Origin of the sequence: Veillonella sp. DNF00869 (assembly GCF_001553345.1) — a bacterium.
GTDB lineage: Bacteria > Bacillota > Negativicutes > Veillonellales > Veillonellaceae > F0422.
This window is the reverse complement of the sequence record NZ_KQ960767.1, coordinates 16,027-31,829: the sequence shown is the minus strand read 5'-3', so window position 1 is coordinate 31,829 and position 15,803 is coordinate 16,027. Positions and strand designations below refer to the sequence as shown.

Here is a 15,803-nt window from a genome sequence, read left to right as displayed (position 1 = left end):
AACACAGGACATACAAGAACAGACTCAGTAAGTACATGGACTCCCTTCTCTTCATGGACATGTTAAAGACGGTTACCAACTAAACAGATTTTGTTACTAACCCTTCAATAATGTGTTTACCATCTTCCATCAGCTGCGCCAGCCCTTCTTCGCCTAAATAGGACTCTGCATACATTTTATATAAGTTTTCTGTACCTGATGGTCGTGCTACAAACCAACCTGTATCTGTCACAATTTTAACACCATCAATAGGTTGTTCTTCAAACAAAGAGGTCGTACGAATATCTAGAATCGGACTGCCTCCTAATTTTGTCATAGTCACATCACTAGGTTTCATACCTTTTAAAGCACTTTTTATTTCCGCTGTGCAAGGCATATCCACACGTTGGAACACCGGTGTTCCCCATTGTTCCGTCATATCTACATAGTGTTGTGCCGGAGTTTTCCCTGTAGTGGCTACCATTTCCACCGCTAAAAGTCCTAAAATGATGCCATCTTTATCAGTAGTCCATACGGTTCCATCCTGTTGCAAGAATGACGCTCCTGCACTCTCCTCTGCTCCTAGGCCAATGCGTCCATCAAATAATAATGGAGCAAAATATTTAAAACCTACTGGCACTTCATAGACTGGATGATTGGAATCTTTGCAATAGGCATCCATCAAGCTTGTCACAACAGCTGTTTTTCCAACACCTTTTCCTTCCCAAGGGCGAGTTTCATTCAAATACTTAGCAGCTACTACTAAATATTGATTGGGTGCTAACAAACCTTCTTCTGTGACGATGCCATGACGATCATAGTCTGGGTCATTGCCAATAGCTAGTTCATGATCACCTAAATTTTTTGCTACCTCTACCATAGCATATGGGGAAGAACAGTCCATACGAATAGCACCATCATGGTCATAGGACATGAAGCTAAATGTTGGATCATAGTCACTATTAATGATAGTAAAGTTTAGATTATACTCCTCAGCAATGGCATGCCAATAGGCCCCTCCACTGCCGCCTAAAGCATTAATTAACACCTTTGGATTGGCTTCTTGGATTGCTTTCATATTGATAATCTGAGGCAATTCTTTTACATAGGCCATTTTAAAGTCATATGGTTCTAAATATTGTCCCGCTTCGTCTATAGAAATCGCAGCTGGAGTTACCCGTTGCTCTTCTTCATGATGACAGCAACCACAATGAGCGCTTTCATGAGCACCCACTAGATGATGAAAGGAAAATCGTTGAATGCTATCTAACCCTTTTTGCAAATATTCATTAGCTAAGGCTTCAATCCGCTTTGTCACCGCTGTATCTGCAGGGCCCCCATGAGGTGGATTGTATTTAATACCACCATGTTCTGGCGGATTATGAGAAGGCGTAATAATAATACCATCTGCTACATTCTCTGCTGTTGTATCTGCATTGTGTCGCAAAATAGCCCGAGATACACTTGGAGTAGGCACAAATTCACGATGTGCATCCACACGTGTTTTCACACGATTTCCCAACAAGACTTCAATGGCTACTTGCAAAGCTGGTTGTGATAAGGCATGTGTATCTTGTCCAATATAGCAAGGTCCTGTAGCACCAAATTCTTGACGCACATCACAAATTGCTTGTACAATGGCTGCCACATGGAGTTCATTAAAGGTCCCTTTGGATGCAATCCCTCGATGTCCAGACGTACCAAAGCTTACTCGTTCTTCTAAAGTCTCATGATTAGGAACAATGCGAAAAAAGTCTTTCACAATTGTATCTACATTAATAATGTCTTCTTTTTTTACAGGTTGTCCTGCCAATGGATGTACCATATTATTGTTCCTCCTTATGCTCTTGGGAAGGGATTTCATGTCTTGCCATTTGCACTTCATGAATCATTTGCTCTGCTTCAGCCGCTTTCACTGGATCACAGGTTTGCAATACCCGTTCTACAGCACCATTCGTAGACCTTGCCGAGAAACCTGTGCCGATAACCTCTGCTGCATCCGTAATGACCATAAATGCTGTTGGATCTTCCGCTTCTACGGCAGCTTTCAAGCGAGCCACTTGCAATAAACTTACTACTACCATAATAACCTGTTTAGGCTGATGTGTATAGGCGCCTTCTCCATTCAAAATCGTAGCACCACGACCAATTTTATCAATAATTAAATTACAAATCGTCACTGGTTTATAGGAAATGATAAACATCGCTTTCCGTTGACTGAATCCTGTAATCACCTTATTGGTTACCATCGCAGACAAATACGTACTAATCAATGTAGTAGCTGCTGCTTCAATATTAATCACAATAGCACCAATGATTAAAATCATCATATTGATGCCAAATAAAATGCTACCGATTTGTAGACCAAAGCGATTTCGAATGATTAAAGCAATGGGATCAATGCCACCTGTATTGCCGCCCCCACGATAGACAATACCAAGTCCTAGTCCTGAAAATAAACCACCTAAAATACCACCAATAATCGGATTTTGAGTCAAACTTAACTCTGCCAATGGGGATACCACATTAATCAGAATAGACATCAACACTGTACCAAAGATAGTAATACCTAGATGCCATCCCCCTAGCCACCGCCATGCTGCATATAACACAGGTAGGTTCAATAGAAAGTTAATCATACCAAGGCTCAATGCGCCTTGGGTTACATAATAAATAATCAGAGTTAATCCACTAATACCACCGCTCAATAATTTATGGGGTACGATAAACGCTTGCATACCTACTGCGAATACTATCGCCCCCACTAAAATATGTAGGATGGCTTTCACCGTACTTAAATATTTTGGTTTACTTAACATAATTTCACCTATTCTATCACTACTTCCATCATCTGACCATAAGCAAAAAGCTGCCACATTAAGAGTCAATCATAATGTAACAGCTTTTTAGTACTCATTAAACCGCTTATGGTATAATACAATATACTATTCTGCTAGGGCAATCACTTCTACTTCTACTAAGAAGTTAGCTGGTAATGTTTTGACTGCCACACAACTACGAGCTGGTTTAGATGTAAAATACTCCGCATAAATAGCATTAAATTTGGCAAAGTCACCCATATCTGCTAAAAAGCATGTTGTTTTTACAACTTTAGAAAAATCAGTGCCTGCTTCTTTTAAGATAGCTTCGATGTTTTTCATCGCTTGCAATGTTTGTGCTTCCACGCCACCTTCTACTAGAGCGCCTTGTGCTGGATCAATACCACCTTGACCAGAAATGAACACAAAACCATTTGCTTTGTAAGCTTGAGAATATGGTCCTAATGCTGCTGGCGCTTGCTCTGTATACACTTGTTTCATAGTTGTCCCCTTTCATTACCATAAGACATTTATAATATATCACTAGTATAGCATGTAATGGTATCGAAGTGTAGCTATTTTTCATACTTCTATTGTACTTTATTTGCATACCTCTATAAGGAGTACCTATATGTCTATTATTTATACTACTTATGAAAGCCCTTTGGGCACTCTTACACTATATGCCACAGCCTCCGCCTTAGTAGGGCTTACATTTCCAACTCAATCTGTAAATTTTCAAGAACCAGTGGTCATAGACAAGACTATTTCTTCCCCCATTTTGCAACAAACTATCCAATGGCTAGATCAATACTTCGTCGGACAAGTCCCAACGATGATGATTCCCTTAGCTCCTCAAGGCACAATGTTCCAACAAAAAGTATGGTCTCAGTTACAACATATTCCCTACGGCACATCCCTTACCTATGGAGAGCTAAGCCAACGTGTATTTAACTCCCCTATTCCTAAAGGATCCCAAGCCATAGGATCTGCCGTTGGTGCTAACCCTATTTCTCTCATCATCCCTTGTCATCGTGTGTTAGGCAAAGGAAACGCCCTCACTGGTTACACAGGAGGGCTATCCATTAAGCGAGCCTTACTATCCATCGAAAATATATCTTTCGTAGACAAGTAAAATTACTTTATATGCTGTAACATTTGCAAGAAGTACGGCTTAAAGAATGTTCCTTCCACTTCGGTAGTACCCATGACAATCGTTGTTAAATACTCTGGTGTTCCCACTAGGGCTAAACGCAGATATCCAGGATATTGAATCCCTGTTATATCATAGGTCATATTTCCCGCTGTTGTCATCGTACCATATTTAGTATCTGTTAAGGTATGTAATGGTTCTACATTCCGTAATCGTATCTTTGCTGGACGTTTATTCTGAGAATAATCAATATCTCTGTCTTCTGCAATATGAATATTAAAATGGTTTAATAAGTCGTTTGCATCACGAGTAATTCTATCCATTTCTGCTGATGAAAGTCCCTCTTTTCCGTATGATAGCGATGATTGCGCATTCATTAACAACTCTTTAGGTAGTGGAAATACAAGAACCCAAGCTGTATTTAAACCATATTGATCAGCCCCTTGTAATTCATAAACATCCATATAATGTCCTAGCTTAAGTCCCTCTTTCATGTTCTTCAGTCCCGTATAGTCCTTTACCACACCAACTGTAGTGCTCACTTTACCTAGGTTGGCATACACATACCCTTTTCCTACCTCTGCTAACTTTGAAGAAGACAATTGCTTAACGGTAATCTTTGGCCCTACGGTTTGACGCAAATCAGTCAATGGATTCTGTTCTAGCATCGCATCGAACTCTGCCATGATTTCGTCACCAGTTTGACGTTTTTTCTCGGCATCTAAGATAGTACTCGAAGGAACTCCTACTTCCCCCTTTGCCATTGGCTTAGTACTAGCTATTGCACTATAAGTATCATCATGTACTTGTGCTGACACTTGTCCATAGCCCATCATAAGGCTGGTCACTATGACAGCCAGTCCCATTTGCTTCCATAATTTCATCTATTTATTCTCCCTTCACACCTAACAGACTCTTGATAACAGGTTGCCAATAGGATCTCGATGTATCAGCCGTCGTTATTAGAGTGATAGATACCCCATCTTGACCATACCGTCCTATAAAACTAATATACGCAGGTAACACAAATCCATCCACATCCAATTGCACTCTACCATGCGTATACAATCCTGTATCGCCTTGTAGGCGTACAGGTTTCATCATCTCTCCATCAAGAAATCTTACGTTCACAAGTGGTAATACGGCTTTCACAATCTCAGTACTACTGAACTCTGGATTAGTACTTGTAACAAAGGGAACTAATGCTGCGCCATTCTTTTCTATACGTTTTCCACCCATAAGATCCACATTGTAGAGTCCAATATTTTGTACTTCTTTCACTGTTTTGTTATATAATTTTTCTCCTACAGATTGTGGCACTATCGTCATTCCTTTATATCGTATCTTCCACACCTCAGCCGCTTCCTCACCTGTCATATGAAGGTGTACCAACTCTGCTGTATGTAATCCCCGTTCATCACGTCCTTGCAACTGATACCGTTGCCCCCGTTGCACCACATCTTTGACAATTTTATCTAGCAACTTAGCCTCTGTTTCATCTATATGCCAATGATTAGAACCTACCTTACGAACCGTATCTTCTTTTTTTAAACCACCATCAATGAGATCATCATGGTTAACTATCGAAACATAACTAGGTAACTCTACACTACCTTGCCCATCCAATGTAATCGATGCTGCATATCCTGAAATCATCGTCCCTGCTAATGCCACACTAGCCATCACACATTTCCAATTCATAATAACTCCTTCCTAACTAGGGTTCCCTACTTTTTCCAATAATAATTTAGATTTCAACTGATGCAATTCTTCGCTAATGTTGACTTTCACCTCCGGAGCTCTACGAAGTCGTAAAAATTCTGGCCATAGTAATTGAATTTGCTCTTCTCCGTAGACTTTCACCTGTGCCAAAGTTGGTATGTCGTATACTAATTCTCCATCTACGAAGATAGGTACCAATAGTTCTTGTACTCTGAACGTATTTGCTTTCAACACTGTTTGTTTCCATGGGTGAAGCGGATTTTTAAACACATAGTCCTGTGTGGTATCCACTGTTTCATGGTCCAAACAAATTAAATCGCCGATGAGTTTGTTATTTCGTGTATTGATGAGGCGCAATACCTTTTTCTTACCAGGATTTGTCACTTTCTCAATATTGTCAGAAAATTTCATAGCTGGCATAAAGGTGTCCCCTTCCCATTGACCGGCTAGTTTATACACCCCACCTAAGGCCGGTGTTTCATCGGCAGTAATCAATTTAGTGCCTACACCCCACGCTGTGATCTCTGCTCCTTGCTGTTTCAAGTCTGCAATTTTATATTCATCTAGATCATTGGTGGCAAAAATTAATGCCTCTTTAAATCCTGCCTCATCTAGCATCTTACGAGCCTCGATGGATAAATACGCCAAATCACCACTATCCAAGCGAATACCATAAATGGACGGCATCGTTCCTCCTCGGCGTTCACGAATCTCTTGGAATACTTGAATCGCCGCTGGCACACCTTTATGTAGTGTATTATAGGTGTCCACTAAAAACACCAAATTATTTTCGTATTGATCTGCATACGCACGGAATGCATCAATTTCAGTAGGAAAACTCATGACCCAACTGTGTGCCATAGTCCCTACAGGTCGCATGCCATACAAAGCAGCACTGTACACATCACTAGTGCTATCAAAGCCTCCTATGAAAGCTGCTCTAGCCCCTTGTACAGCTGCGCTCACCCCTTGGGCTCTTCGCATACCAAACTCTGCTACTCCATCCTTGCCAATGACAGATCGGATACGACGTGCTTTGGTCGCAATCAAGGACTCATGATTTAAAAACATAGATAATGCTGTTTCCAATAAAATGGCCTCATCCTTGGCAGATTCTACTCGAAGTAACACTTCCCCCGGGAATACCACAGATCCTTCTGGCGCCGCATAGATGGTGCCAGTAAAGCGGAATGTTGTTAAATAATCCAAAAATTCCTCTGTAAACACACCCGTTTGTCGTAAATAGATAATATCATCCTCAGAGAAACGCAAGCCTTTCACATACTCGATAACTTGTTCCAATCCAGCGACCACAGTATAGGCGCCTTGAAATGGATTGGTCCGGTAAAAGCGATCGAACACACAACGAGTACGATGTTTGTTTTGCGTAAATAAACCTTGCATCATGGTAAATTGATACATATCTGTTAATAGAGCATGTGTAATCATAAATAACTCCTATTCTTATAGGTCTACCCTATAGCATACTAAGCACTTTTCTATGACAATTTAAATACTATGCCTATCGTCTACTTCTCTCTATTATACTCTACTATTACATTTCATGTATAATTGTTTTTCCCCTTATTGTTTGTCATAATCTCCTATTTAGGTTAGAATGATACCATATATTATATAACTTCTAATGATGAAAGGATGACTATGAATCTGTCACAATTTTTTGCATTAATTCGCCCTCGTACCTTAACGGCTGCTTTCAGTCCCGTTGTCTTAGGGGCCGCAATGGGGGCTACGCAGTTTGAAACCGTACAACCTATTTGGCTATCCTTGGTGTATACCGTAGGCATTCTAATATGTGTGTTAAGCGCGCAAATCGCAGCCAATATTTGGAATGAATATTTCGATTTTAAATCTGGCCTTGACCTCACACAAGCGGCTGGAAATAGTGGCTCTATCGTCCGCGATGGAATCTCTCCAGCGATTATCAAACGTTGGGGATATATGACGACTATACTTCCACTCATCTTAGGCATTGCCCTCGCTAAGGCCGTCACATGGTGGTATATTCCTGTAGGCACGCTTTGCATACTGACTAGCATCTTATACTCTGGTGGACCTAAACCCATTTCTCGTACCCCTTTTGGTGAACTCGCCTCTGGTCTTGCCATGGGTTTTGCCATCGTAGGTATTACCCTCTTTGCTTGGACTCACACCTTGCACTGGACCTATCTAATTCCTGCCGTACCATCCACCATCTTAATCGGTGCTATTATGATGACTAACAATTTACGTGACTTTACGAACGATGCGAACCACGGTCGTCGTACCTTAGTCATTCTTCTTGGCCGTGAAAGAGGCCTCCAACTGTTACAAGGGCTCTTCCTCATTAGCTCTCTATGGATACTAATATGGACTATCTGCGGAGTTATCCCATGGCCTTCCGTAGTAGCTTTACTTTCCTTACTGCCTGCTATGAAAGTCATCCATATCTTCAACACCTATGCAGATCCAATACGATTAAACGAGGCTATGAAGTTTACTTCTATATCTTGTACACTGTATCACTTCTTATGGGCTATAGGACTCCTATGTAATACAATCATATAAAACTAGCATTCTTTATGAGGGGGGTCTTTATTACTTTCACAGTAATAGCCATCTAATTCATAGTCAATAACTATAACGCCTTAGATATATAACATATTTTACTTATAACAAAACTCTTGTTATACTAAGCAAGTAGAAATTCACTATGTAAGTACACAAAGAAAAGGAGATAACAAATGAAAAAATTATTTAGTTTAGCCGCTACGGCTGTATTAGGCGCTGCCTTATTGTTAGGTGGCTGTGGTTCCACTGGCACTAGCTCCACTGGTTCCGATGCAGGTAAAACATTAAAAATTGGTGCTTCCCCAGTACCTCACGCTGAAATCCTAGAGCAAGTAAAACCAATCCTTGCTAAAGAAGGCATTAAATTAGAAATCATCGAGTTCAGCGACTATGTACAACCAAATGTATCCTTGAATGACAAAGAAATTGATGCAAACTTCTTCGCTCACATTCCTTACCAAGAAAACTTCAACAAAGAAAAAGGTACTCACATTGCAACAGCAGGTGCCGTACATATCGAGCCAATGGGCATTTACTCTAAAAAAGTAAAAGATTTGAAAGAAGTACAAGATGGCGCTCAAGTAGCAATCCCATCTGATGCGACAAATGGTGGTCGTGCATTACTATTGCTTTCCAAAGCTGGTTTAATCACTTTGAACGATCCTAACAGCATTTCTGCTACAGTACAAGATATCAAAGATAACCCTAAAAACTTAAAATTCGTTGAATTAGAGGCGGCTCAATTACCTCGTACATTAGATGATTCCACAATTTCTGTAATCAACACAAACTTTGCATTAGGTGCTAACTTGAACCCAACAAAAGATGCATTGTTCTTAGAATCTAAAGATTCTCCATATGTAAACATCGTATCCGTTCGTGAAGGCGATGAAAAACGTGAAGATATTCAAAAATTGATCAAAGCTTTACAAAGCCCTGAAATCAAAAAATTCATCGAAGACAAATACAAAGGTGCTATTCTTCCAGCATTCTAATGGAATCGCTTAGAATAGCCTCCTCCAAATAAAAAAACACTAACAACTATCATACATACTTAACTATACAACAATAGAGGCAAGTTGATTCGCTCAACTTGCCTCTGTTGTTTTTGCATATACCCTTGTTCTTCTATACAAGCTCACAAACCATCATACTCATTTCTAGTATACAAAAAAGGGTCCCGAAGGACCCCTTTTATTATTTACGAATCATAGCTCGTAATTCTTGCATTTCTTGTTGCAATGTCACAATATCTTGACGTAAGTTATCATTTTCTGCTGTCAGAACTGTAAGTTCACGACCATAGGCTTCTTTCATAGCTACCATTTCATCATGCAATACTAGCACAGAAGAAATTGGGCCATTACGATAACGTTCTGGTATAGCTTTTTTCTCTGGACTATTACCAAATTTAAAAGTTGCACCGCCATTAACCATAGTGCCACCACGTACCATAGATACACCAGCATGGAACATAGTAGATTCTTTAGTATAATGAGCCACTCCTAATGCTACGGCATTCACATTTTTATAATGTCCAACGCCAGCCATAATTTGTGTTGGTTCTAATGGATCATATTGAATTGGTTTTAATGCAGATAATGCAGCGCCTAGGGCATCACCTCTACGGCTTTCCTTGCGTAATTCTTGTAAATCACTACCAAGTTCACCAATTTGGCGCTCCAATTTTTCATAGTTATGATTATCTCCTTTAGAACCGCCTTCTAAAGATTTACGGAAATCATCTTCTGTTTTATTTTCATTACCTTTGATTTCTTTCCAGTATTCATAAGCAGATTTGCCTTTAGCGCCATCTTTACCGGCTTTCCCAGCATCACCTTTGTCGCCTTTAGGGCCTACTACGCCAGTTTCACCTTTATCGCCTTTAGGTCCTACTGCACCTGTTGCGCCGGCTTCACCTTTTTCACCTTTAGGACCTACTGCACCATCTTTACCTTTTTCACCTGTAATGGCTTTGATAAAATCATCTTTTGTCTTGCTTTCGTTACCTGGCAACTCTTTCCACACTTCGAAAGCAGACTTACCTTCAGCTCCATCTTTACCAGCTGTGCCAACATCACCTTTAGGTCCTACTGCGCCTGTTGCTCCGGTTTCACCTTTTTCGCCTTTAGGACCTACTTCACCGTCTTTACCTTTTTCACCTGTAATGGCCTTGATAAAATCATCTTCTGTCTTGCTTCCATTACCTGGTAGGTCTTTCCATACTTCGAAGGCAGATTTCCCATTTTTACCAGTTTCACCTTTAGGACCTACTTCACCTTGTATACCTTGATCACCTTTAGGACCTACGGCACCTGTATCACCCTTATCGCCTTTAGGACCCTGAATACCTTGTGGGCCTTGTGGACCTACTCCGCCAGTACCACCACCAGTACCACCTGGTCCCTGTGGTCCCTGTGGCCCTTGTGGACCTTGAGGACCTTGTGGGCCTACTGCACCGGCTTCACCTTGCGGACCAGTAATAGCTTTGATAAAGTCATCTTTTGTCTTGCTTTCATTACCTGGTATTTCTTTCCATACTTCAAAAGCAGATTTTCCATCAGCCCCAGTATCACCTTTAGCTCCAGTTTCACCTTTTTCACCTTGAATGCCTTGGTCACCTTTAGCACCTGGATCGCCTTTATCACCTTTGTCCCCTTTAAAGTCTGGATCACCTTTTAACTCATCCTTATTTAAGCTGAAAGTATATGTTTTGCCATATTCTCCTTCATCTTTTTCAGTGATTTTAATACCCTTTTCAGCTTTTAATACATCCTTCAAAGAAGCTGCTGTCAATACAGGGCTTGTAGAAGATGTAGCCCCATCTTTACCGCCTGTAGTCAAAGTTAACTGACCTTTATCATTTCCACCTAAGGTAATATTCATTGTAGGATGAGCAAAGTTAACACCTGTAAACGTTGGCGTGTTAAGCATACCAATACGCAAGATAGAGTCTGTTGGGTCTTTATAAGTAATTAGATTATCAGAACTATATAATGTTGGTGCCGCATACTCACTTTTACCATCAGGAGCTTTTGCACCAGCTTGTGGCGCCACTCCATACACAGTATTTGCCTTGCCTTGGATCTTAATTTCTTTATCCCCTGGTGTGTACACACGTGTATCAGGTGTTGTAGTAGCTACAGTTCCATCTGCATTGAATGGCACATCATTACCTGCCAAAATTGTATTACGTTTTTCTAAGGCTTTTAATTGCGCTACATTGACAGCATCAGTATCTTCTCCACCGGCTGCTACATTAATAATTTGGCGTGTGACACGATAACCTGAACGATTACTACCTACAGATACAGCGGCACGATTGGCCTTCCATGTTGTAGCCTCTGCTCCAGCAGCTGTAGCAGTTGCATCATCTGCAAAGTGAGGTTTATGTAAGGCAGCATCATAACCATTATTAGAAGGTGAATTCACATCACGGCCTGCATAAGATTCTCTACCTAATGCCACACCTGCGCTTACATCAGTATAGGCTCTTTCACCGATACTAATACCACCATTGGGCGATATATTATTTTTGTTATCGCCTACTTTGCTACCAAAACCAATAGCAATACTATTATCGCCATTTACGAAACCATTAGATCCTACAACAATAGATCCTGTACCTTTTGCTTCCGAGACCCTACCAATGGCCACACTTTGTTTAAAAATAGTTTTTGCATTATCACCCACAGCCACACTCTCAAGAGATGCCTCTGCAGTACGTCCAACAGCTACACTATTGGCACCTGTCGTATTAGAAGATCCCCCAACAGCAACAGAGTCTTCTAAAGCAGTCGCACTATACCCTACAGCAGTACCATACTGTTTATCAGTAGAAGTGCCATATCCTATATTAACACTAAATGCACCAGTTCTTTGAATACCATAACCAATAGCTACCGTATTTTCAGACTTATCGCCAATTTGCACATTACGGCCAATCGCAATGGCATTTTCACTCTTAGAATACGCTCTCGGACCAATGGCAATAGCCCCTTCTTTGGTAGCACCATCATTGATCTCATTGCTATCTCTACCTAGATCACGGCTTTTAATGGAAATGTACCGCGGTTTTTGACGTTCTAAGCGATTGCGAAGTACACGTAATTGTCCTACTGTGGCAGCATCTGTATCTTCAAAGCCTGCTGCTACATTGGTAATTTGACGAGTATGTTGCACTCCAGCTGTCGTACTACCTACCGATACAGCTCCATCTGTAGCATTCCAAGCACTACTAATAGCAGCATTACCGGCTTCATTGGCTTTTTTTATAGCATCTGCATAGGCCTTTTCTGCATCTACTAGTGCTTGATCTGCTTCTGCTTTTTTAAGATTTGCTTTGGCTAGTTCAGTTGTATTAGTTCCAGCTCTTTTAACATCTTCTTCTGCTTGTAGCACTTTATAATTCGCTTGACGAATATCTTCATATAAAGCTTCTAGCTCTGGATTATCTGCTCCCGCTTCGCCTACTTTATAATGTGTGTTACTCATTGGATTATATCCAATGTAAGCATCACTTTTGCCAACACGATCTGCAATAGAACCACTACCTAATGCTACACCACTTGCTGCACTAGTAGTTGCCTCATATCCTATGGCCAATCCATCCACTGCATTCACATTAGAACTAGCACCTACAGCAATGGCATTCGCACCATCGACCTGACCACCAGTTACTGTATACTCTGTACTAGCTGCATAGCCTGCTATATGGCCTCCCAAGATTAATACACTTGCTGCATATACTGCGGCATTATTTTTTCTCATACTACACCCCTTATAGTTTGATAAAATCCTTAATTCATGCTAACAAATCGCTATGAATTAAGTTGAAACATTTCTTATTAATATTGATTATATACCACTTTTGTATACTATTCAAATCGAATTTTTTAAACATTATCGATGACTTTTGACATATAAAAAGCCTCTGACTTTTACAAGTATGCAAAAGCCAGAGACTAATACCTTACTGCTCTAAATTATTTACGAGCCATAGATTTACGTACGTCGAAAGCAACCGCTACGACAATGATCAAACCTTTAATAATCAACTGCCAGTATGGTCCCATTCCAACGAATGTTAAACCATAGTTAATAACTGTAAAGATTAACACACCAGCAATGATACCAGGTACAGTACCGATACCACCAGTTATGGATACACCACCTACAACAGATGCTGCGATAGCATCTAACTCGTACATATTGCCATAGTTGTTAGTAGCACCACCAGTACGAGCTGCTTCCAAAATACCACCTACGCCATACAAAGCGCCAGCAATAACGTAGATTATCACTAACGTTACTGCTACATTGATACCAGATACTACAGCTGCTTGTGGGTTACCACCAATGGCAAACATATTTTTACCAAGAATTGTTTTGTTATATACCACATACATGATTAAAGAAATCACAGCAGCGATAATAACAATGTATGGAATCGTCATAAATCCTAGGTCTAAAGAACCTGTACCAATTTGCGTAAACTCTGGACGCAAACCACCGATTGGTTGGGAGTTATTTGGTTCCATATCAAAATACAAGGAACAAATACCGTAAGTAATAACCATAGTACCTAGTGTGGAAATAAATGGTACGATTTTTAAATACGCTACGATCACACCAGAAACTAAACCGATGATAGCACCCACCACGATAGCAATCACGATTGGTAGAATCAAAGGTAATTCTGGTAAATGTTCAAAGAACGGACGTGGATAATCTGGCAACTGAGTTAAGGACGCAGATACCACTGCCGTCAAACCAACCACACGACCTGCAGATAAGTCACACCCTGCGGTGATCAAGATCATAGCAGAACCTAATGCAATGATAATACGTGGGGAAGACTGAATTAAAATATCACGAAAACTTGTGACGGATAAAAAGTTCGGGCTATACATAGAAATAGCCGCTACTAGTACTACTAGTACTAAATAGATAATATTCTGGGAAAGAAACTTTCCTAATTTACCTTGGCTCATACGATACCTCCTAGACTAAACCAGCTGTCGCTAGTTCCATTATTTTTTCTTCTGTCGCTTCATGTGCATCCAAGATGCCACTCATATATCCATTACTCATAACCATAATGCGATCACTCATACCCAATAACTCAGGCATTTCTGAGGAAATCATAATGATACTTTTACCAGCACTAGCTAGTTCATTAATAATGGAATAAATTTCATATTTCGCTCCTACATCGATGCCCCGTGTCGGTTCATCCAAGAGTAGGATTTCTGGATTCGTATTTAACCAACGGGCAATGAGTACCTTTTGTTGGTTACCACCAGAAAGACTTTGAATTTTCGTTTCTGTAGATGGTGTTTTTACTCGCAAGGAAGTCACACCTTCTTTTGTATCGTCTAGTCGTTTTTCGTCATTTAATAATTTAAACTTATTTTCATATTTCGGTAGCGCTGCCATGGTTGTATTGTCTACAATAGTAAGCATTGGAAAAATACCTGTGGTACGGCGTTCTTCTGTAAGCAATGCCATACCCAGTTTTTTCGCATCTCGAGGGTGACGAATGCGCACTTCTTTGTCGTGCAAATAAATCTTTCCAGATTCAATACCACGAAGACCAAATAAGGCTTCGATAACCTCTGTTCGCTGCGCCCCTACCAGACCACCTACACCAAGAACTTCACCTTTACGAAGAGAGAAGCTTACATCTTTAAAAGAATGTGGATGAATAGATGTTAATTTTTCTACACGTAATACTTCTTCACTTGGAGTATTTGTTTTTTCAGGGAATAACTGAGTCATTTCACGACCTACCATTCGTTGAATGATAAGATCTGTCGTTAATTCATCAGCATGCCAAGTACCTATATATTGACCATCACGCATGATCGTTACTTCATCAGATATGCGTAGGATTTCTTCCATTTTATGAGAAATATATATAATTGCAACCCCTTTTTTACGTAAGGAGTTAATGATTTTGAAAAGATGTTCTACTTCATCACTAGTTAGAGAAGAGGTAGGTTCATCCATAACAATAATTCTAGATTGGTGGGAAACTGCTTTTGCAATCTCAATATTTTGTAGCTTAGAAACAGATAAATCACCAGCTAATTGTTCTGGGTCGATATCTACATCGATTTCATTAAACAAGGCTAGTGTATCTTCTTTCATTTTTTTATGGTCCACAAATGTAAAAGGACCAATTTTTTTGGTTGGGAATCGACCTAACCATAGATTTTCCATAACATTACGCTGTAATACAGGGTATAACTCTTGATGGATCATGGAAATTCCCATTCCAAGAGCTTTTCGGGAATCTGTCATTTCTACTACTTCGCCGTCAATGACCACGTCCCCTTGATCAGGCTTATAAATACCGAACAGGCATTTCATAAGAGTAGACTTTCCCGCGCCATTCTCTCCCATTAGAGCATGTACGGTGCCTGGTCGGACTTTGAAAGTGACATTATCCAAGGCCTTTACGCCAGGAAATTCCTTCGTAATTTGGCGCATTTCTAATATGTACTCGCCCATACATTTTCCTCCTACTAATCAGATAATAAAGGGGGCAAAATGCC

The 15,803-nt window shown here is 40.3% G+C and carries 12 protein-coding genes; 3 read left to right on the top strand and 9 right to left on the bottom strand.

From position 1 onward, the window contains the following. Positions 1 to 79: 79 nt before the first annotated feature. The 3 genes from HMPREF3032_RS02420 to HMPREF3032_RS02410 form a co-directional block, all read right to left on the bottom strand. The gene (locus tag HMPREF3032_RS02420; protein WP_062401488.1) at positions 80 to 1,804 is read right to left on the bottom strand and encodes a phosphoglucomutase; all 1,725 of its coding nucleotides are present in this window, start codon (positions 1,802 to 1,804) and stop codon (positions 80 to 82) included. Position 1,805: 1 nt separating this feature from the next. Next, positions 1,806 to 2,798, bottom strand: coding sequence for a YitT family protein (locus tag HMPREF3032_RS02415; protein ID WP_062401486.1), 993 nt, complete (start codon positions 2,796 to 2,798; stop codon positions 1,806 to 1,808). Between the two features lie 126 nt (positions 2,799 to 2,924). Then, entirely contained in the window at positions 2,925 to 3,299 is a 375-nt protein-coding gene (locus HMPREF3032_RS02410) for a RidA family protein (protein ID WP_009353332.1), read from the bottom strand. A 130-nt stretch (positions 3,300 to 3,429) separates the two neighbouring features. Here HMPREF3032_RS02410 and HMPREF3032_RS02405 point away from each other — a divergent pair, with 130 nt between their 5' ends. Continuing rightward, positions 3,430 to 3,933 (top strand): methylated-DNA--[protein]-cysteine S-methyltransferase, encoded by a 504-nt coding sequence (locus HMPREF3032_RS02405; protein WP_072270747.1) that lies wholly within the window; start codon positions 3,430 to 3,432, stop codon positions 3,931 to 3,933. Positions 3,934 to 3,935: 2 nt separating this feature from the next. On the opposite strand, the gene HMPREF3032_RS02400 is transcribed toward HMPREF3032_RS02405, so the two are convergent. Genes HMPREF3032_RS02400 through HMPREF3032_RS02390 form a run of 3 tightly spaced genes read right to left on the bottom strand, consistent with a single transcriptional unit; the run spans position 3,936 to position 7,122 of the window. Then, on the bottom strand, positions 3,936 to 4,835 hold the full coding sequence (locus HMPREF3032_RS02400; protein WP_062401485.1) for a hypothetical protein: 900 nt from the start codon (positions 4,833 to 4,835) through the stop codon (positions 3,936 to 3,938). Between the two features lie 4 nt (positions 4,836 to 4,839). Beyond that, entirely contained in the window at positions 4,840 to 5,652 is an 813-nt protein-coding gene (locus tag HMPREF3032_RS02395; protein WP_062401484.1) for a hypothetical protein, read from the bottom strand. A 12-nt stretch (positions 5,653 to 5,664) separates the two neighbouring features. Continuing rightward, a complete protein-coding gene (locus tag HMPREF3032_RS02390; protein WP_062401483.1) occupies positions 5,665 to 7,122 on the bottom strand; it encodes a nicotinate phosphoribosyltransferase in 1,458 nt (485 codons plus the stop codon). A gap of 213 nt (positions 7,123 to 7,335) precedes the next feature. Here HMPREF3032_RS02390 and menA point away from each other — a divergent pair, with 213 nt between their 5' ends. Both menA and HMPREF3032_RS02380 read left to right on the top strand, forming a co-directional pair. Next, positions 7,336 to 8,241: a 1,4-dihydroxy-2-naphthoate octaprenyltransferase gene (gene menA / locus HMPREF3032_RS02385; RefSeq protein WP_062401482.1), complete on the top strand. Its 906-nt coding sequence runs from the start codon at positions 7,336 to 7,338 to the stop codon at positions 8,239 to 8,241. Positions 8,242 to 8,417: 176 nt separating this feature from the next. After that, positions 8,418 to 9,239, top strand: a complete 822-nt coding sequence (locus tag HMPREF3032_RS02380) for a MetQ/NlpA family ABC transporter substrate-binding protein (protein ID WP_009353368.1) — start codon at positions 8,418 to 8,420, stop codon at positions 9,237 to 9,239. A 202-nt stretch (positions 9,240 to 9,441) separates the two neighbouring features. Here HMPREF3032_RS02380 and HMPREF3032_RS07725 read toward each other — a convergent pair whose 3' ends face one another. The 3 genes from HMPREF3032_RS07725 to HMPREF3032_RS02365 form a co-directional block, all read right to left on the bottom strand. Then, positions 9,442 to 13,014: a YadA-like family protein gene (locus HMPREF3032_RS07725; protein ID WP_062401481.1), complete on the bottom strand. Its 3,573-nt coding sequence runs from the start codon at positions 13,012 to 13,014 to the stop codon at positions 9,442 to 9,444. 215 nt (positions 13,015 to 13,229) lie between these two features. Then, complete coding sequence (gene mglC, locus HMPREF3032_RS02370; protein ID WP_009353422.1) at positions 13,230 to 14,237, bottom strand: galactose/methyl galactoside ABC transporter permease MglC; 1,008 nt, start codon at positions 14,235 to 14,237, stop codon at positions 13,230 to 13,232. A 10-nt stretch (positions 14,238 to 14,247) separates the two neighbouring features. Beyond that, positions 14,248 to 15,759 carry a sugar ABC transporter ATP-binding protein gene (locus tag HMPREF3032_RS02365; RefSeq protein WP_062401480.1) on the bottom strand — a complete coding sequence of 504 codons (1,512 nt, stop codon included), beginning with the start codon at positions 15,757 to 15,759 and terminating at the stop codon, positions 14,248 to 14,250. Between the last annotated feature and the right edge of the window lie 44 nt (positions 15,760 to 15,803).

Bases quoted from the DNA above. Each gene is read 5' to 3' on its own strand.
- HMPREF3032_RS02420 (WP_062401488.1), bottom strand. From the start codon at position 1,804: ATGGTACATCCATTGGCAGGACAACCTGTAAAAAAAGAAGACATTATT.
- HMPREF3032_RS02415 (WP_062401486.1), bottom strand. From the start codon at position 2,798: ATGTTAAGTAAACCAAAATATTTAAGTACGGTGAAAGCCATCCTACAT.
- HMPREF3032_RS02410 (WP_009353332.1), bottom strand. From the start codon at position 3,299: ATGAAACAAGTGTATACAGAGCAAGCGCCAGCAGCATTAGGACCATAT.
- HMPREF3032_RS02405 (WP_072270747.1), top strand. From the start codon at position 3,430: ATGTCTATTATTTATACTACTTATGAAAGCCCTTTGGGCACTCTTACA.
- HMPREF3032_RS02400 (WP_062401485.1), bottom strand. From the start codon at position 4,835: ATGAAATTATGGAAGCAAATGGGACTGGCTGTCATAGTGACCAGCCTT.
- HMPREF3032_RS02395 (WP_062401484.1), bottom strand. From the start codon at position 5,652: ATGAATTGGAAATGTGTGATGGCTAGTGTGGCATTAGCAGGGACGATG.
- HMPREF3032_RS02390 (WP_062401483.1), bottom strand. From the start codon at position 7,122: ATGATTACACATGCTCTATTAACAGATATGTATCAATTTACCATGATG.
- menA (WP_062401482.1), top strand. From the start codon at position 7,336: ATGAATCTGTCACAATTTTTTGCATTAATTCGCCCTCGTACCTTAACG.
- HMPREF3032_RS02380 (WP_009353368.1), top strand. From the start codon at position 8,418: ATGAAAAAATTATTTAGTTTAGCCGCTACGGCTGTATTAGGCGCTGCC.
- HMPREF3032_RS07725 (WP_062401481.1), bottom strand. From the start codon at position 13,014: ATGAGAAAAAATAATGCCGCAGTATATGCAGCAAGTGTATTAATCTTG.
- mglC (WP_009353422.1), bottom strand. From the start codon at position 14,237: ATGAGCCAAGGTAAATTAGGAAAGTTTCTTTCCCAGAATATTATCTAT.
- HMPREF3032_RS02365 (WP_062401480.1), bottom strand. From the start codon at position 15,759: ATGGGCGAGTACATATTAGAAATGCGCCAAATTACGAAGGAATTTCCT.